The organism is Providencia sp. wls1943 (assembly GCF_009706275.1).
GTDB lineage: Bacteria > Pseudomonadota > Gammaproteobacteria > Enterobacterales > Enterobacteriaceae > Providencia > Providencia zhijiangensis.
This window is the reverse complement of sequence record NZ_WLTU01000016.1, coordinates 224,103-242,895: the sequence shown is the minus strand read 5'-3', so window position 1 is coordinate 242,895 and position 18,793 is coordinate 224,103. Positions and strand designations below refer to the sequence as shown.

The 18,793-nt window shown below is 42.9% G+C and carries 15 protein-coding genes; 9 read left to right on the top strand and 6 right to left on the bottom strand.

The features are described 5' to 3' along the window. Nucleotides 1–188 precede the first annotated feature (188 nt). Nucleotides 189–821 carry a helix-turn-helix domain-containing protein gene (locus GKR48_RS07260; protein WP_154627589.1) on the top strand — a complete coding sequence of 211 codons (633 nt, stop codon included), beginning with the start codon at nucleotides 189–191 and terminating at the stop codon, nucleotides 819–821. Nucleotides 822–1,578: 757 nt separating this feature from the next. Here GKR48_RS07260 and GKR48_RS07255 read toward each other — a convergent pair. After that, nucleotides 1,579–2,208 (bottom strand): response regulator transcription factor, encoded by a 630-nt coding sequence (locus tag GKR48_RS07255; RefSeq protein ID WP_154627588.1) that lies wholly within the window; start codon nucleotides 2,206–2,208, stop codon nucleotides 1,579–1,581. 641 nt (nucleotides 2,209–2,849) lie between these two features. On the opposite strand from GKR48_RS07255, the gene rarD reads away from it, so the two are divergent. Beyond that, nucleotides 2,850–3,776 (top strand): EamA family transporter RarD, encoded by a 927-nt coding sequence (rarD, locus tag GKR48_RS07250; protein WP_154627587.1) that lies wholly within the window; start codon nucleotides 2,850–2,852, stop codon nucleotides 3,774–3,776. Nucleotides 3,777–3,937: 161 nt separating this feature from the next. Beyond that, nucleotides 3,938–5,116, top strand: coding sequence for a formate-dependent phosphoribosylglycinamide formyltransferase (gene purT, locus GKR48_RS07245; protein WP_154627586.1), 1,179 nt, complete (start codon nucleotides 3,938–3,940; stop codon nucleotides 5,114–5,116). Between the two features lie 47 nt (nucleotides 5,117–5,163). On the opposite strand, the gene GKR48_RS07240 is transcribed toward purT, so the two are convergent. Further along, complete coding sequence (locus tag GKR48_RS07240) at nucleotides 5,164–6,771, bottom strand: GMC family oxidoreductase (RefSeq protein ID WP_154627585.1); 1,608 nt, start codon at nucleotides 6,769–6,771, stop codon at nucleotides 5,164–5,166. 370 nt (nucleotides 6,772–7,141) lie between these two features. On the opposite strand from GKR48_RS07240, the gene GKR48_RS07235 reads away from it, so the two are divergent. The 4 genes from GKR48_RS07235 to yjiA all read left to right on the top strand — a co-directional run bounded on the left by GKR48_RS07235 (nucleotide 7,142) and on the right by yjiA (nucleotide 11,474). Then, nucleotides 7,142–7,618, top strand: coding sequence for a WG repeat-containing protein (locus GKR48_RS07235; protein WP_154627584.1), 477 nt, complete (start codon nucleotides 7,142–7,144; stop codon nucleotides 7,616–7,618). A 395-nt stretch (nucleotides 7,619–8,013) separates the two neighbouring features. After that, entirely contained in the window at nucleotides 8,014–10,167 is a 2,154-nt protein-coding gene (locus GKR48_RS07230) for a carbon starvation CstA family protein (protein WP_036955633.1), read from the top strand. Between the two features lie 101 nt (nucleotides 10,168–10,268). Beyond that, entirely contained in the window at nucleotides 10,269–10,472 is a 204-nt protein-coding gene (locus GKR48_RS07225) for a YbdD/YjiX family protein (protein ID WP_036955629.1), read from the top strand. 39 nt (nucleotides 10,473–10,511) lie between these two features. After that, nucleotides 10,512–11,474, top strand: coding sequence for a GTPase (gene yjiA, locus GKR48_RS07220; protein ID WP_154627583.1), 963 nt, complete (start codon nucleotides 10,512–10,514; stop codon nucleotides 11,472–11,474). A 161-nt stretch (nucleotides 11,475–11,635) separates the two neighbouring features. Here the strand turns inward: yjiA and GKR48_RS07215 are convergent, their stop codons facing one another. Further along, nucleotides 11,636–12,955 (bottom strand): L-cysteine desulfidase family protein, encoded by a 1,320-nt coding sequence (locus GKR48_RS07215; protein WP_154627582.1) that lies wholly within the window; start codon nucleotides 12,953–12,955, stop codon nucleotides 11,636–11,638. Nucleotides 12,956–13,151: 196 nt separating this feature from the next. After that, nucleotides 13,152–14,498, bottom strand: coding sequence for an MATE family efflux transporter (locus tag GKR48_RS07210; protein WP_154602402.1), 1,347 nt, complete (start codon nucleotides 14,496–14,498; stop codon nucleotides 13,152–13,154). Between the two features lie 193 nt (nucleotides 14,499–14,691). Here GKR48_RS07210 and GKR48_RS07205 point away from each other — a divergent pair, with 193 nt between their 5' ends. After that, the gene (locus tag GKR48_RS07205) at nucleotides 14,692–15,588 is read left to right on the top strand and encodes a diaminopimelate dehydrogenase (protein ID WP_154627581.1); all 897 of its coding nucleotides are present in this window, start codon (nucleotides 14,692–14,694) and stop codon (nucleotides 15,586–15,588) included. Between the two features lie 167 nt (nucleotides 15,589–15,755). Next, complete coding sequence (locus GKR48_RS07200; RefSeq protein WP_154627580.1) at nucleotides 15,756–16,517, top strand: hypothetical protein; 762 nt, start codon at nucleotides 15,756–15,758, stop codon at nucleotides 16,515–16,517. 107 nt (nucleotides 16,518–16,624) lie between these two features. Here the strand turns inward: GKR48_RS07200 and GKR48_RS07195 are convergent, their stop codons facing one another. Together GKR48_RS07195 and GKR48_RS07190 are read right to left on the bottom strand one after the other, a co-directional pair. Then, nucleotides 16,625–17,452, bottom strand: coding sequence for a phosphoenolpyruvate hydrolase family protein (locus tag GKR48_RS07195; RefSeq protein WP_036955608.1), 828 nt, complete (start codon nucleotides 17,450–17,452; stop codon nucleotides 16,625–16,627). A 10-nt stretch (nucleotides 17,453–17,462) separates the two neighbouring features. Further along, nucleotides 17,463–18,683, bottom strand: a complete 1,221-nt coding sequence (locus tag GKR48_RS07190; protein ID WP_154627579.1) for a Tm-1-like ATP-binding domain-containing protein — start codon at nucleotides 18,681–18,683, stop codon at nucleotides 17,463–17,465. Nucleotides 18,684–18,793: the final 110 nt, after the last annotated feature.

Here is an 18,793-nt window from a genome sequence, read left to right as displayed (position 1 = left end):
AGCCTGCGGATCACTTTCGCAGGCTTTTTTCGATATAACCCACCATTTTGGGTTTTTTCTATTTTTCAAATACTTGATCTATATCATCCCGCCAAAATCTATCAAATCATAACTTGATCTAGGATATAAAACTTAACTGATAACTTGACATAATCAGGGAGAATACTTATCGAAGAATAAGGCTGATTATGACTATTGATTTTACAATTCCCAAACTCGCACAGCTTACAGAAAAATCGTCATGCTCCATTAATCCGGAGTTGTTGATACAACTGGCAAGTGAAGCCATCACTAGTGGCTTATCACCTATCCATGATTTCGACATTGAAGGAATGTTGTTGGATAAATACGGTCAAACCTTATGGTCTAAGCGTAAATCAGACAGCGGCGCTATGTTGCCATCTTGGATATTCTCTCAAATGCAGGTCACTTCGTTAGATGACCAGCCGATTAACTCACAAGGATATACTTATTATTTTGCCCCTATTTATGATGAAACGCGGTTGCTAGCCACGTTGGTATTACGTGGGGAGCCAACCAGCAGCAATATATTGTTAGCACTCACTCTTACCCTAGGGCGAGAAATCAGTGAAAAGTTGAAGTGTCACTTTTACTGGCAAAAACTTTCAGAGAAGACTCTCGGACATAATCTGTTCCATGACTTGAACATTCATGAAGTGGAAAAAGCGTTAATTATCGAAGCCGCGCTGGCTTACGGCGGAAAAATTCAGGAGATGCATCAAGCGTTAAATATGGGACGAACGACACTGTGGCGCAAGTTGAAGCAGTATCAGATTGATATTCGTGAATACAAGCTATAGCTCTGTCAATAAAAACAGTTCCGTCAATAAAAACAGTCCTGCCAATAAAAAAAGCTTCTACTGATTTTCAGCAGTAATGCTGAAAACGTTCGAAGCATTCAAATCACACAGCCTTACGGTAATCGCTAAGCCCAACATATCAATGTATATTGATTGTGGGCTCAGCCACGCCTTGCAGCGAAACGAAAGAGAAGAAATGAAAAAGAGCTAAGATTATCAACCTATCTTATCGATAAGTATGTTGATCTCAGTACGCTTTTTTTTAGGAATTGGTTTTAATTTGACGTTATAGGTTTTTATTTCAGTGAATACACACACTCACAGTTAGAGTAAATGGCTATGGGGATATATATAGGTTTATATTTTATTTTAAACTAAATATATTAATCTTATATTTAGCTATAAATGCGATTTTTGTTATTAATAACTAGAGTAACAGTTTCCTTGTATGAAAATGATAGTGCAATTTATTTAATTTTCCACTATTGATTAAAAAATAGTTATTTTAGGGTGGTAAATTAATAAAGCGAAATAGAATGCATAATCGTTATGCTAAGTTTGATAGTGAAAAATAGTTAACCGAATAGTTAAGTGGATAGCTAAGTGGATAGCTAAGTTAAATGATTAAACTAAATCGTTATCTAAATAAAAATCTAAATTTAATTATATTTTTCTGGATGTTCTCGAAGATGAAAAAATGCCTAATGATTTTTTGATAAACCATTAGGCAGGAAGGGGGGCTGGTGAATAAAGATAATTAAGCATTTGCAGAATAAGTATTAATATATTCATACTCTTGGATTAATTGAGGCAGTGATTTTATTCCTAGTTTCGTATAAATATTTGAACGGTGTACTTCTACGGTTCTTGGTGATAATGATAGTTTTTCAGCCGTTTCTCTGCTGGTGTTACCGTCTAAAATCATGTCCATGATTTCACGCTCTCTTGCAGAAAGACGGTCGAATTTATCGGCTAAATAGATATATTTTTTATGATTTTCATTTTGTTTATCAAAGTGTTCATTAGCTCCTTGAATAGCGCTTAGAAACACTCTGTCATCAAATGGAAATGCATAGAAATCAAAGGCTCCAGCCTTGAAACAGTCTCTGCATAGTGCCGCGGAAGGTTCTTCTGCGATGACAATAACAGGGACTACAGCTAAAGATTGAGTAAGATTTTTTAATTTATTAATATGACTTGAGTTATTGCCTACGAATAATAAAACACAATCCGTTGCATTCTCTTCTTTAGGGTAAGTATAAGTACTAATAAATACCTCTTCGTCATTATAGAATTTAAAAATAAAATCAAAAGATTCCATCTTTGATTTCAGTTTATTCTTAAAGACATTATCGTTTTCAACGATTACATGAATGGCGCTATTCATCACCAAACTCCTGTTAAACGGATTTGACATTAAAATTAACGTAGTTTAATAGAATGAGAATAATTTACCGATGAAAATGGCAATATATTTTCAACTATTCTTTTTTATAGATTATTGCTGAACGTAATTGATATAAAAAAAAGTACTAGTCTAATTTTAATATAAAAAAGAAACAAAAGTTAAAGTGTGTGTCAAAACGTAACATCTGTTTAATGTTTTGTAACAAGATAGAGTTTTAAGCTTGTCTTACGATTATTATGTTTTCTAGATAACATGAAAAAATGTTATTTAGCTAAGTAATAATATCGCAAAATGTTAGTCATAAAAAGCACTATTAGCAATTTTATGAAATTTAATTAATCATCTTTCTTGATAATTTTTATCTGTTTTTAAGTTTTGTGATGAAGTCATTAAAATTATCTCAGTAAAATTGCAAAGTACTCTAAAAAAGTGAGTGAATACACGTAATAATTACCTTAAAAAATATTGCACTATTGGTTTGTGTATCATTAATAGAAGTGTTTAGTGTGAATGAATTGGTCGATAACCTTAGTGATAGTTTGCACTTCAACCTACTATCTTTCCGTTATTGGCGTATTATAGAGAAGAAAAATCAACCAACACTTTCATACGGATAAATTATGTTGCTGCGTTCCGGGGTAGCATTAGCTATCTTTTCTTATATTCTTTGGGGGATAACCCCGCTGTTTTATCGGTTACTTCCAGATGCTCAAGCCATGGAATTACTGGCGCAACGACTGATTTGGTCTCTTCCGTTCTTATTTTTTATTCGGTTGCTTATCAAGAATAAATCCCTGTGGAAACAAGTGTGGGCAGATAAACGTTCAATTGTGCTATGTTTTTTTAGCTCCTCGATTATGGCGGTGTCGTGGACAACCTTCACTTATGCCTTAACCCATGGACAAGTACTGGCCGCGAGCTTGGGTTATTTTATTAATCCCTTATTTTCCATCTTGCTTGGGGTGATTTTTTTGCGAGAGCGCTTAGTTTTCGCAGAAAAACTCGCGGTGGTATTTATTTTCTCAGGCGTTGCCTACCAAATTATTCAATATGGGGAACTGCCCGTTTTAGCCTTAGTGATGGGAAGTGCCTTTGCGGTTTATGGTTTGATCCGTAAATTTATTCGTTTTGATGTTATCACCTCTCTGTTTTTAGAGGCGCTCTGGTTATTACCCCTAGCGGTTGGTATTACATGGTGGTTATCCGCACATGGAATGAGTGCGGTAGAAAATGGTGATTGGCAAACCAAAGTGCTGTACATGTTGGCGGCGCCTGTGACAATTATTCCATTACTCTTTTTCACTGCAGCGATTAAACGCACCACATTAACGGTGATTGGTTTAGCACAATATATAGAGCCAACAATTCAATTCTTGTTAGCCGTTTTCCTGTTTAATGAAATTTTCGATTGGGTCAAAGGTGTCAGCTTCACTTTGATTTGGATTGGCCTACTATTTTGTGTGTTAGCGCTGCTTCATAAACGCTATGGCAAAGGTGCGCGCCGCCAACCTTATGTGACCGGGCGAGATGAACCTCCTCAAATTTAACCTGTGATTTTAATCAATTAGCCTGTTTACGGAGAATACCGTCAGCAGGCTGCGCTTCTATTATGGTCAAAGCAAACGATTGCGTATATAATCCCTGCCATCTTTTTAGACATCATCTTTTATGTAGCAGCATTTATCTCTGGGGATATAAGGTCATTATCATGAGCCAATTAGGTACTGCACTTTGTTCTAGCGCGACAAAAGTTATGCTTCTCGGTTCGGGGGAGTTAGGTAAAGAAGTGGCGATTGAGTGCCAGCGTTTGGGTATTGAAGTGATTGCAGTGGATCGCTATGACAACGCACCCGCGATGCATGTTGCTCATCGCAGTTACACCATCAATATGTTGGATGGTGAAGCACTACGCCAACTTGTTGCGAGTGAGAAACCGGATTTTATCGTGCCTGAGATTGAAGCGATTGCCACCAAAACGTTGGTGGAACTCGAAAAGCAAGGTCAAAAAGTCGTGCCATCTGCTAATGCGGTTTACTTAACCATGAACCGTGAAGGGATCCGCCGTTTAGCAGCTGAAGAGCTACAGCTCCCAACCTCTGAATACCGCTTCGTGGAAACGAAAGCGGATTTTGAAGCCGCAGCCCATGAAATTGGCTTTCCCTGCATTGTAAAGCCAGTCATGAGCTCATCGGGGAAAGGGCAGAGCATCATTCGCTCCGCGGAGCAGCTTGATAGTGCGTGGAATTATTCCCAAGAAGGTGGACGTACAGGTCAAGGGCGCGTGATTGTTGAAAAAATGGTGAATTTCGATTTTGAAATTACCTTATTAACCATTAGCGCGGCAGACGGTGTGCATTTCTGCGCACCAGTGGGGCATCGCCAAGAAAAAGGTGATTATCGCGAATCTTGGCAGCCGCAAGCGATGAGTGACGTTGCGTTGCAAAAAGCACAGGACGTGGCGAAGAAAATTGTCACCGCTTTAGGTGGATTCGGTTTATTTGGTGTGGAGCTGTTTGTCTGTGGCGATGAGATCATTTTTAACGAAGTCTCTCCTCGTCCTCATGACACTGGCATGGTGACGTTGATTTCTCAAAACCTATCTGAATTCGCATTACATGTTCGTGCTTTCTTAGGCTTACCGATTGGCACTATTCGCCAGTATGGTGCGAGCGCATCGGCTGTGATTTTACCAGAGCTGCATAGTCGGAATGTGGTTTTTTCGGGCATTCATGAGGCACTTGATTCTGATATTCAATTGCGTTTATTTGGCAAACCGGAAATTGCGGGGGCTCGCCGTTTGGGGGTGGCGCTCGCGGTCGGAGATTCGATTGAGCAAGCCCTAGAGATGGCAAAAACAGCGGCGGCTCGAGTGAAAGTAACAGGATAGTGATTATCCCCCGCCATGTTAGGTTCTGGCGGGGGCTTTTTAGGGGATTATTGCCTATCTTCAATAATCATCGCGGCTGCACGCTCTGCAATCATGATGGTTGGCGCATTGGTATTGCCACTTGGGATTTCTGGCATCACCGAACAATCCACCACACGTAGTTTGTTGATCCCATGAACGCGAAGACGTAAATCCGTGACGGAATTTGCGGTATCGGTTCCCATACGACAAGTGCCAACAGGGTGATAAACCGTTTTACAGAAATTACGCACAAACTCTTCTAATTGCGCCTCATCATGCTGAACTTGGGCAGGCGGCATCAATGTATTTTTACTGACGGCTTGCAATGATGGCTGGCTTAATACTGCTAAACCGAATTTTACTGCACGTTTACAACCTGCCATATCTTCTGGTTCAGCCAAGTAATTCGCGTGAATTTTTAACGGATCTTGCGGGTTTTGGCTACGCAGTAAAATTTCCCCGCGAGACTTAGGTTGTAAGTAACCGACTTTCAGTGAGAAACCGTGAGCGGCAGGTAGCGGCTCCCCCGGCACATCATCCCAGCTATCTAAAATAGGCAAAAAGTGAATTTGCACATCTGGGCGACCTTGGTTGCAACTGTCTTTAAAGGCGGCGCCTTCTAAAACGTTCGAGGCGAGTAGCCCACAGCGAAATGCCATCCACTCAAAACCATGTTTGATAGCGGCAAAGCCTTGGTCGGCGCCAAATAAGCTGATTGGCTCTTTGGTGGTGACGTTGATGGACATATGCAAATGGTCGTGAAAGTTTTTGCCCACGGGTAAATTCGCTACGGTTTTGATCCCTAAAGAAGAAAGGTGTTCTTCAGGGCCGATACCAGAGAGCATCAATAACTTCGCTGATCCCATTGCGCCGGAACAAACCAACACTTCTTCACAGGCAAGGGCTTCGACTTCGTGACCATTTTTGCCTTGGTAAGCCACACCAATTGCTTGTCCATCGCGAATAATAATGCGATTAACTTGGGTATTAAGTTTGAGAGTTAAACGGTCGCTATTTGCCACTGATTTCAAATAGGTTTTGGAGGTGCTTGCTCTTTCCCCATTATGTGTGGTGGTTTGATAGAAACTGGTTCCTTGTTGGCTCTCTCCATTAAGGTCATTAACGTAAGGTAAACCATGTTCTTGAGCCGCTTGAATGAATGCCATCGAAAGTGGATGGCGATAACGGTTTTCACTGACGGGAAGAGGTCCTTCAGTGCCGTGGTATTCTCCGGTTAGGCTTTCATTGCGTTCGGCTTTTTTAAACCACGGTAGGACATCTTGATAGCCCCATCCTTCGCATCCATACTTTTGTGCCCAGTTATCATAATCCTGCTTTTGCCCGCGAATGTAGATCATGCCATTGACTGAACTGCTGCCCCCGAGCACGCGACCTTGAGCAATTTGCATTTTGCGGTTATTGGCGTGAGGTTCTGGTTCGGTTTCATAGGGCCAACTTTTTTGGGCAATAATTTTTGCTACGCCAGCTGGCATACGGATAAACATGTGGTTATCGCTACCGCCCGCTTCAATAAGCAGCACGCGAGCTTGGGTTTCTTGGATCAGGCGTGCGGCGAGAACACAACCTGCGGAGCCTGCACCGACAATAATATAGTCATATTTTTGTGTGCTCATTTCATTTCCTCATTGAACTTAACATTCAATCATCATTTAATTAACAATAACGCCTTTGAGTTATTAATGTATAAATAATGTTCTGTTATTGTGATTCACTTCAAAAATAATTTCCTATGTAACTATTTTTTGGTTTTCTCTAATTATTGTTATTTAAAAGGAAAATATAAATTTCATAATTATTTAGTTTTAAGTTTTATTTTATTAATAAGTTAATATTTTATTGGTTGAGGGTATCTATAGTGAAAAATAGTGTGGGAGAAAAGGGCATGAAAAAGACATATAAAAGCAATTGCGTGATTATCTGATACCCATTAGGAATGCTTTAAGGGATGCTGGGTGTCTAATAAAATGAGAGGCGCCTTTACGAATGAAAGCGATACTAATAAAAAGCATGCTGATGGGTTCTGTGTTGACGACGATGGCAGCTGCCATGCCACTCGAAGAACAGTTTCAGTTAATGGCGGAAGATGAAAGCGAAAAAATCCGCTGCTTTGAACCTTCTTCACCTTTCCTGTATTGCCTTAAAGGAAGCGTATATAAAAAAGGTGGTATCAGGCTCGTGGATAAGCAAGGTAATGAAGTGTATCAATTCTACTATTTTGATAATGGTCTTGACCCTGCAAGTGAAGGGCTATACCGAATTCGTCAAGGGGAAAAAATAGGTTATTCCAACGCACAAACTGGAGAGATTGTGATTGAGCCGATTTATGATTGTGCATATCCATTCGAAAATGGTAAAGCCAAGGTCGGCGAGAAGTGTGAGCGGCAAACCGACGGAGAACATCACTGGTGGATTGGGGGAGAATGGCAAGAAATTGTTAATCCGCTCAAGGGGGAAAATTAGCGTTTTATTCATGTATTACCCTCTGGGATTTAACAAAAGTCACAATTTAAACATGATTTTAAAAATTGCTTAACCTATTGAAATGGAAAATATTTGATACTCTGATCACATTTTTTGAGGGTTTGGCGACGTTTGAAAACCATTCACTGCAAAAAACTAACCGCTTAATTCTGTATGCCACCACTCAAGGTAACTTTTCGCTTTTCCTGATAGTAATTTCTTACCATACCCACTATGGCAGAACTCAATTTTTTACACTCAAAATCATTCAACCACTGCCTATTAAAAAATCATTTGTTATTCATCGAAAACGACTAAAAACAACGTTTTTCGCAGTTTAATAAACGGTAATCACGTATTAATGGCATGTTCGTTCTACCTCAGAAGGGTGTTCTATGAACAAAAATGGTATTTTAAAACACATTCCATGGATGATCCTCGGGATCATCGGTGCAATCTGTTTAGGAGTTGTCGCGCTAAGACGCGGCGAGCACATTAGTGCATTGTGGATCGTCGTCGCGTCTGTGGCGGTGTATCTGATTGCTTATCGCTACTACAGCTTATATATCGCTAAAAAAGTGATGAAGCTGGACGAAACGCGTGCGACACCAGCCGTCATTAATAATGACGGCTTAAACTATGTTCCAACCAATAAAAACGTTCTGTTTGGTCACCACTTTGCGGCTATCGCAGGGGCGGGTCCATTAGTTGGACCAGTATTGGCGGCTCAGGTGGGTTACTTACCGGGAACATTGTGGCTACTGGCAGGGGTTGTCCTTGCGGGGGCGGTACAGGACTTTATGGTACTGTTTATCTCCTCACGCCGTAACGGTGCATCCCTTGGTGAGATAGTTAAAGAAGAATTGGGTCCAATCCCTGGTACGCTAGCGCTGTTTGGCTGCTTCTTAATTATGATCATCATCCTGGCCGTATTGGCACTGATCGTGGTTAAGGCACTGGCAGAAAGCCCGTGGGGTGTATTCACAGTTTGCTCCACTGTGCCGATTGCGCTCTTTATGGGGATATACATGCGCTATATCCGACCGGGACGTGTGGGTGAAATTGCCGTTATCGGTATTGCACTGTTAGTCGCTTCTATTTGGTTTGGTGGTGTAATTGCTCATGACCCTTACTGGGGCCCAGCACTGACCTTTAAAGATACGACCATTACTTATGCTTTAGTCGGTTATGCGTTTGTTTCCGCATTACTGCCTGTATGGCTGATTCTGGCACCTCGTGACTATTTGGCAACATTCCTGAAAATCGGCGTTATCGTTGGTTTAGCGGTGGGTATTGTTATCCTGAACCCTGAACTGAAAATGCCAGCGGTGACACAGTTTGTTGATGGTTCTGGTCCAGTTTGGAAAGGTACACTGTTCCCATTCCTGTTCATCACCATTGCGTGTGGTGCGGTATCCGGTTTCCACGCCTTAATCTCTTCAGGTACGACGCCAAAACTGTTAGCGAACGAAAAAGACGCGCGTTACATCGGCTATGGTGCGATGTTAATGGAATCTTTCGTGGCTATCATGGCGTTAGTGGCCGCTTCTATCATCGAGCCAGGCTTATACTTTGCAATGAACACTCCACCATCAGCATTAGGTATCACTATGCCTAACCTGCATGAGCTGGGTGGCCCTGATGGCGCGGCAATTATGGCGCAACTGAAAGATGTGTCTGTTCATGCAGCAGCAACAGTCAGTTCATGGGGCTTTGTGATTTCGCCTGAACAAATCATGCAAACAGCAAAAGATATCGGTGAGCCTTCGATTCTGAACCGTGCGGGTGGTGCGCCAACCTTAGCTGTCGGTATTGCATTTGTATTCCACGAAATTATGCCTGCTGCCAATATGGGCTTCTGGTATCACTTCGGTATCCTGTTTGAAGCACTGTTTATCTTAACGGCACTGGATGCGGGTACCCGTTCTGGCCGCTTTATGCTGCAAGATTTACTGGGTAACTTCGTGCCATTCCTGAAGAAAACCGACTCTTTGTTTGCTGGGATCATTGGTACAGCAGGATGTGTAGGCTTATGGGGTTATTTACTGTATCAAGGCGTTGTTGACCCACTGGGCGGCGTTAAGAGCTTGTGGCCACTGTTCGGTATCTCCAACCAGATGCTGGCAGCGGTAGCGTTAGTCCTGAGTACGGTTGTATTAATTAAGATGAAACGCAGTAAATACATCTTAGTCACTGTGTTACCAGCGGTATGGTTATTAATCTGTACCACATGGGCACTGGGACTGAAATTATTCAGCGATAATCCTCAACTGGAAGGTTTCTTATACTTAGCGAAATCTTACAAAGAGAAAATCGCCGCGGGTGGTGCTGAGTTAACGGCACAAGAAATTACTAATATGAATCACATTATTATTAATAACTACACTAATGCGGGTCTGAGTATTCTGTTCTTAGTCGTGGTTTACGGTATTATCTTCTACGGTATCCGTGTGGGAATGAAAGCTCATAAAAACCCAAATCGTACAGATAAAGAAACCCCTTATGTCCCTGTTCCTAAAGAGGGTGTGAAAGTGTCATCTTCACACTAAGAGCAGAATAATGCATCGAGTTAAGTTTCACTCGAAACAGTAAGGGAAGCCCGACATTGTACGAAAACACAATGTCGGGCATTTTGCCTTTGGAGATGGTTATGTTTGGAAACTTGGGTAAAACGGGTAAATATTTAGGGCAGGCGGCGCGTATGCTGGTGGGGATCCCCGACTACGATACTTACGTGCAGCACATGAAAGATAATCACCCCGATAAACCTGTGATGACCTATAAAGAGTTTTTTCGTGAACGACAAGATGCTCGCTATGGCGGCAGTGGTAAAGGCGGATTTCGCTGCTGTTAACGAACTTTCTTATCAATGAATGGCATGATGAGGGCAATAATGAAACCAATCAATGTAACGATTTTAACGGGCTTTTTGGGGGCAGGAAAAACCACGCTATTGAGCCACATTCTCAACGCGGATCATGGTCATAAAATTGCCGTGATCGAGAATGAATTTGGCGAAGTGCCGATTGATAATGCGTTGATTGGCGACCGTGCCACACAAATTACTACCTTAAGTAATGGCTGTATTTGTTGCAGTCGTTCTAATGAATTAGAAAATGCGCTGTTGGATTTATTGGATGGTTTAGACAGCGGCAAACTCGATTTTGAGCGTTTAGTGATTGAGTGTACAGGAATGGCAGATCCAGGTCCCATTACACAAACATTTTTCTCTCATGAAGTGCTGTGCGAGCGTTATTTATTGGATGGGATTATTACCTTGGTGGATGCGGTTCATGCGGATAAGCAACTTAATGATTTCGCCATTGCTCAAGCGCAAATTGGCTATGCTGACCGAATTCTTCTCACCAAAACCGACATTGAGCCAAATACCGATGTACTGATTGAGCGTTTGCAGCGCATTAATGCCCGAGCACCGATTTATCCAGTGGTTCATGGGGATATTAATTTAGATTTGCTGCTAGATATTGAAGGCTTTTTGTTGGATTCAAAACTCAATGTTAAGCAACCGACGTTCCGTTTTGCTCCTAAGCAGCAAAATGAGGTGGGATCGATTGTGCTGGAGTTTGATTATCCGGTTGAGTTAATGGCCGTCTCCCAAGTGATGGAAGATTTGCTGCTCAGTTTTGCGGATAATTTATTACGTTATAAGGGCATTTTGTCCATCGTCGACGAGCCAAAGCGCCTGTTATTCCAAGGCGTCCAGCGCCTTTATAGCGCCGATTGGGACAGAGATTGGGGTGAAGATGAAACGCGCAGCAGCGTCCTCGTTTTCATCGGCATCGACCTTCCAGAAGCCGAAATCCGCGAAAAATTCGCTGCACTAGAAACTCAATAAAAACTCAATAAAAACAAAGAAGAAGCTAACAGAAGATTCTAATTCAAAGATATTCGAGTTGTCGCAAGGCGGTAATCGAGTTAAGGGCTAGGAGCATACATAAGTATGTGACTAGCCTTAACGAGTGCAACCAACACAGCGACAGCTCGAAGAGCGAAGAATTAGCGAGCCTTCGAGGACATTATTTCGATTATTTGAATATCCGTATGCCGCATTGAACCTGCCGCCAACGAACACAAATTCGCAATCGACTGATCCACATCATCCGATACAATCCCGTCCGAGCCTCTTACACAGCTATTATCTAGCGCCATCAGTACCGCTTTGTATGCCGCACTTGCGCTGGTGGAAACTTTCATCGCACAGCTGTTGGATGCTCCATCACAGATCATGCCGCTGACGTCGCCGATCATGCTAGAGATTGCCATTGCCACCACTTCATAGCGAGCTTCTAATAACCATGCAATCCCTGCTGCAGCACCCATTGCTGCGGTGGTTGCCGCACATAATGCAGAAAGTGCAGGCAGTTGGTTATGAATATAAATGGCCATTAAATGGGATAGCATCAGCGCACGAGCTAACTGTTCTTCGGTAGATTGCAGGTAATCTGCAGTGACGACAACCGGCATGGTGGCAGCAATACCTTGGTTACCGGAACCAGAATTACTCATGGCGGGCAGTACCGCACCGCCCATACGTGCATCTGAGGCTGCCGTTGTGCGGATCATAATTTCGGATAATAAATCTTTGGACAATAAACCGCGGTCACGTTGAGCCTGCAACGTTTTACCAATATGCAGGCCGTAGCTATTGCGCAAACCTTCTTGAGATAACGCATCATTTAAGTGTGCGGCTTCAAGAATGAAACGAATATCGTCTAAGGGTGCTTGAGTTGCGAATTCATAAACCGCCTTAGCGGTGACTTTCGGTAAGCTGACATCGGTACCACAATCAACGGGATCCCTATTTTCTGTTTTATTCTCTGTAATATCGAACAGAACCTGATCACCGTGGATAATTTTGACAATATGCGTGTGAGAGCCTGCGATAATCACCGTGGCAGAATCATTTTCGCTGTAGGCTGTCGCTTCTGAATAAACAACATCATCACAAGGGGACTTAATATCAACGGTGATGGAACCGTCCGCGAGCATCGCTTTACTGCGTGCAATTGCTTCAGGTGATGCTGATTTTAATACTTCTAACCCAGCGTCGGCATCACCACCCACAGCGCCTAGCGCTGCGGCAATCGGTAATCCCACCATTCCGGTTCCCGGAACGGTGACGCCCATACCATTTTTCATGAGATTAGGGGATACAAATGCGGCAACGCGGATCACTGGCGATGACAGATAAGACGCTGCTTTTGCCGCTGCATAAGCAAGGGAAATGGGTTCAGTACAACCCAGAGCAGGTTTAACGTCTTGTTTGACGGCATTGATAAAATATTGCCAGAGAAGTTCTTCAGTTTGCGTTGCCATGGTGATATCCCTAAAAGTCATGTGGTGATGGAATTATTTTAATGAAGAGGACGGAGAAAAACTTCACAATGTTTATGGATAAATGGGGATAAGAGAGAAAAATTATCTCTGATATGATTTGTTTGGGGTAAATATTTTTAAATATGATGCCGATCACAAAAATCCTACCTATTTTCATAGGTAGGATACGGTGAACTTAGCTTTCTAAATCGAGGCGTTTACTTTGCCATTTACGTGAACGCCAGCGCCACGCATTGGTGAGCCCGCGAACCCACTCATCGACAAAGAATCCAATCCAGATACCGATTAACCCCATTTCCATTTTTATGCCAAGGAAGTAGCCCAATGGAATGGCGATCCCCCACATAAAGAGTACGGCGGTTAATAATGGGAATTTCGCATCACCAGAGGCGCGAAGGGCGTTTACCATGACGATGTTGATAGTACGTCCCGGCTCTAAGAATACGGATAATAAGAAAATTGGCAGCAATAACTGAATGATGCCTTGATCGTCCGTTAAGCTTTCGAGGATTGGTGCGCGGAATAACCAGAACACAAACACCACGCCGATAGTGACGTAAAAGCCCCATTTCAAACTCTTAAACGCACGGCGATAGGCATCTTCAAAGCGCTTAGCGCCCACTAAATGCCCGACCATAATCTCATTACCAATACTGATGGAAATTCCAAACAGCATAATAAATAGCGAAAGTTGGAAATAGAGGGTTTGCGCTGCAAGGGCGGTTTCACCCATTAAGCCGATAAAGGCGGATGCGGTCATAAAGTGCAGGATCCACACCAAGTTTTCGCCAGCGGCAGGTAAACCAATATGCAGGATTTTGCTGAGCATTTTACTGGACCAACGGATCAGCATCATTGGGGTAAATTTGATTCTTAGCCCATAGAACAGCAGGCAGAACAGTAAAATGACCGCCACAACGCGTCCAACCACCGTTGACCATGCAACGCCTTCCAGACCATATTGCGGTAAACCAAAGAAGCCATACAGCACAATCATGTTACCAATTACGGTAATGATGTTGGCAATCAGAGTGACCCACATCGCTGGCTGAGCTTTACCATAAACGCGTAAACAAGCCGCGAGAATGATGGAGATCGCTTCTGGAATTAAACAGATACCCAAAATGTGTAAATACGCATACCCATCATCCATTAAGTGGGATGGGGTATTCATAATGGTCAGAATTTTGTAGCCAAAAAAGAGCGCAATTAAGGCGCTGGAAAAACCTAATATAAAGTTAAAGGCGATGGAAATATGAATCGCTTGGCTGGCTTTATCACGGCGGCCAGCACCCAGATATTGGGCGATAACGACGCTACATCCCACGCTAATAAAGTTAAAGATAGTAATAAATAGGTCAAAAACCTGATTCCCAACCCCCATTGCAGCGAGGTAGGCAGTCGATACATGGCTCACCATATAGGTATTAATTAATAAGGTGGCCAAATGAAGGAAAATATCAATAAAGATTGGCCAACTGAGGGAATAGAGTGACCTCTCAGTGACATCGGGCTGATGCATTAAGAACCTTTGTATTCGTTGAAATTAGAGAAAAGAACGAGATTTGCTCGGATTCTACCTCTAATTGATAAAGTAACCTAGTAATAAAAGCCGGAACTTTTTAGATAATTAAGCTTTGTTTAATCTATATAAATTTGTTATTGATATGCATCTTGTATTTGAAATATGACATCAGAATGACTGAGGAGTCACAATGACAAAAATTAAAACAGCAATAGTGGGTTACGGCAATATTGGTCGTTATGCACTAGAAGCTGTTCAAGCCGCTGATGATTTCGAATTAGTCGGAATTGTACGTCGTAATACCCAAGATATTCCAGCAGAATTAGCCGGATATAACGTGGTTGATGACATCGAAAAATTAGATGGCGTGGATGTTGCGTTACTTTGTTCCCCTACACGTGCTATCGGAACTTTAGCAGAGAAAATCTTAAGCCTAGGGATTAATACCGTAGATAGCTTCGATGTGCACTCTGATATCGTGGCATTAAAACACCAGCTTGATAGCGTCGCGAAGAAGCATAACAGTGTGTCAATTGTATCGGCAGGCTGGGATCCGGGTTCAGACTCCATCATGCGTACGCTGATGTTAGCAATGGCACCAAAAGGGGTGACTTACACTAACTTTGGCCCAGGTATGAGTATGGGGCATAGCGTTGCTGCGAAAGCGGTTGATGGCGTGAAAGATGCACTTTCCGTCACCATTCCTCTAGGCACTGGCGTTCATCGCCGTATGGTGTATGTTGAGCTGGAAGCGGGTGCAAAGTTTGATGATGTGGTGCGCGCAATCAAGCAAGATAGTTATTTCTCTTCCGATGAAACGCATATTCGCCAAGTGGATAGCATTGATGCATTAAAAGATGTGGGACACGGCGTTCAAATGACCCATAAAGGGGTTTCTGGTGCGACACACAATCAGTTATTCGAATACTCAATGCGTATCAATAACCCTGCATTAACGTCGCAGTTTATGGTATCTGCCGCACGTGCAACCATGAAACAGCCTGCGGGGGCGTATACCGTCATTGAAATTCCACCGGTGAATTTCCTGCAAGGTGATTTAGACAGCTTAATCGCTAAGCTGGTTTAATTTTCAAATAGCGTTAATCACTGATTAATGGTACGCAGCATAATGAATAGCATTGTGACAGCGTGCCATTTTCTCTCCTCGTTTTTTATTTTATTCCCCTTCAGAATAACGCCATTATTTAGGATTGGTTCGACACCAGCATAGAAGAGTGTCAACGGAGAAATAGAATGGAAACACCCAAGGAAAAGAAACCGGTTACGAATAAAAATAGAGGGCGCCAATCCTCATCAGCAAGTTTTTTCCCTAAGAAGAAAGCGGTAAAAAGCGTTAAAGAGACCCACAATTCATTTAGCGTCGTTCGTGCTTTTTCGAAAATGATCAATTATGGTTTTTCAATATTCTATGTGGGTTTTATTATTTCGGTTTGGTTTTTCCCTGAAAATTACAGTGTAGAGATTATTTATAACCTCACGCTGATCCTTATATTCGAATTTATTCTGGTGCACTCCGGTGTATTTATGTCGGTATTTAAGAATTTTTTTGTGATATTAGGATTTGCCTTGGTTTATGGTCTTTTTGCGCTGGCCATTAATATGTCAGTGCTGGGAGATTCTCCCGTCATTTTATATCTCTACAGTGCGACAGTGGTAAACCGAATGCTGTTTGGATTAACTAGCCGAACCGACCAAGAGCGCCAAGAAAATATGGGTTATTCCGCTTTAATGGCAATGAACTTTATGTTCAGTATCTTTACTGCGCTGTTGTTATCGTGGATGGTGCCGTATGGTGGGCTAACGCCAGCGTATCTGGAATCCATTCATTATTTAGACTCTATCGGTACGGGTGGGGAGTTTCCTGAAAAGCCGCATGTGGCGTTTGCGTTTGGCGTGCTCTATTTTTCGTTGCCTGTTGTCTTGCCTGCGTTATTTGGGCTACTGAGTTTACGCAAAAAGAAAAAAGCCCAAATGGCCGATGTGGACGGTCAATAGGTTGGATAGCCAATAAGTTGAATAATAAATAAAAAGAAAAACGCCTACCGAAGTAGGCGTCCTGGTGTTGGCAAAAATAAAGTAAAACAAAAAATACAGAATGAAAACTAGCGAGTTATTGATTTAAATTGCTGTGTGGTCTCTTTCAATGCCACTTCTGTCGGTAAACGTTCCATGGAACTTGCACCGTAGAAGCCGTGGCAGTCTGGGCAGTGCGCTAAAATATATTCTGCATCTTCAGGGGTGGCGATAGGGCCACCGTGGCACAGAATAATCACATCATCACGCACAGATTTTGCGGCTTTCGCCCAATCATTGATAAGTTCAACGCAATCCGCCAGTGTAACAGCGGTTTCCGCGCCGATGTTGCCGCCAGTGGTCAGTCCCATGTGTGGCACAATAATATCTGCACCTGCTTGTGCCATTGCAATGGCATCTTCACGGCTAAAGACGTATGGCGTGGTTAATAACCCTTTTTCATGGGCCATGCGGATCATATCGACTTCTAAACCGTAACCCATGCCTGTTTCTTCTAAATTGGCACGGAAGTTACCGTCAATCAGTCCGACGGTTGGGAAGTTTTGCACCCCAGCAAAGCCAGTCGCCTTGATATCATCAAGGAATTTATCGAACTGACAGAATGGGTCGGTACCATTAACCCCCGCGAGTACAGGGGTGTGCTTCACGACAGGGAGAACTTCTTTTGCCATATCCATCACGATTTCGTTGGCATTACCATAAGCCAGCAGACCGGCGAGAGAGCCACGACCTGCCATACGGTAACGACCTGAATTATAAATAACGATTAAGTCGATGCCACCGGCTTCTTCACATTTAGCGGACAGACCAGTACCTGCGCCACCGCCAATGATGGGTTCTCCACGAGCAATCATCTCTCTGAAATTTTTCAGTAAGTCTTCGCGGTTATGTTTCATTGATGAGCCTCTACTTGTTTACTATTTCCTGGTGTAATTCAATAATCTGCTCACAGAATTCAGGGGAATTAATGTGATGCGGGCTTAATATTAATTGTCGTTTTTCTGTTGTGACTAAGTGCTGTGTTAATGCGTCGATAAAGGCTTGGTCTGCCTGCGGATCCCAAAATGGTGCGCCGTCGATGTCTAATGCGGAAAAACCGGCTGTTGGGATAATAAAGCGAATTTCACCCTCACAAGCATTCAGCTTTTCTGCTATCCAATGTCCCATCTGACGGTTTTCTTCTACGGTCGTTCTCATCAGTGTGACTTGGGCATTATGGTGATAAAACTGTCTGTCTTTATACTGTTCTGGCACGGTGGAAGGGCGACCAAAGTTCACCATATCCAACGCACCGCAAGATAATACGCAAGGTGTTTGAGTTCGCGCGATGGCACCAAAGCGGTCTTCATCGCAAGCCAATACGCCACCAAATAGGTAGTCGCACACTTCCGTGGTGGTGATATCCAAAACGGAATCTAATAAGCGGCTATCAATCAATTTTTCCATGGCTTTGCCGCCACTTCCCGTTGCATGGAACACTAGGCAATCATGGTCATGTTCTAATTTTGCTGTCAATTGCTGGACGCAAGGGGTGGTGACACCAAACATGGTCAAGGCAATGGCGGGTTTATTTTCAGCGGTATCGGCTTCACCGTTATCAAACCAGACAGCACCGGCAATTTGGTTGGCTGCATTTTTCAGGACTTTACGTGAAATGACATTGAGTCCAGAAACATCCGTGACGGAGTACATCATGGCGATATCACTTGCGCCGATATACCCGGAAATATCGCCCGAGGCCATGGTGGAGACCATAAGTTTTGGCACACCGACAGGTAAAATTTGCATTGCTGGTGTAATCAGTGCCGTACCCCCTGAGCCGCCTAGCCCAAGTATTGCGGCGACGTCAGTTTGTGCAGCAAGATAGAGGCTGAAGGCTTGCGCCATCGCCTCTATCGCTTTCCCGCGATCTCCGCAGAAAATGGCGCCAGTACCTTGAGGGTGGAAACTGGCAACCATTTCGGCGGTGACATCAGCATTTTTTTCTAATAATGATGGCTGAGTACTCAAATCAACGGTACGTACAGCAAGCCCTGCATTTTTAATTAAGTCACTGACATAAAAAAGTTCAGCGCTTTTGGTGTCTAGGGTGCTTGCGACATAAATAAAACCCTGATGCTTTGGCATAGAAAAATCCTTTGGTTTTTATGTAACTTTGTTTGGTTACTTAATATGTGTAGGGTATGTTGAATTTTCCATCTCAATGAGACTATAGTATCATTTACGATAAGTCAATA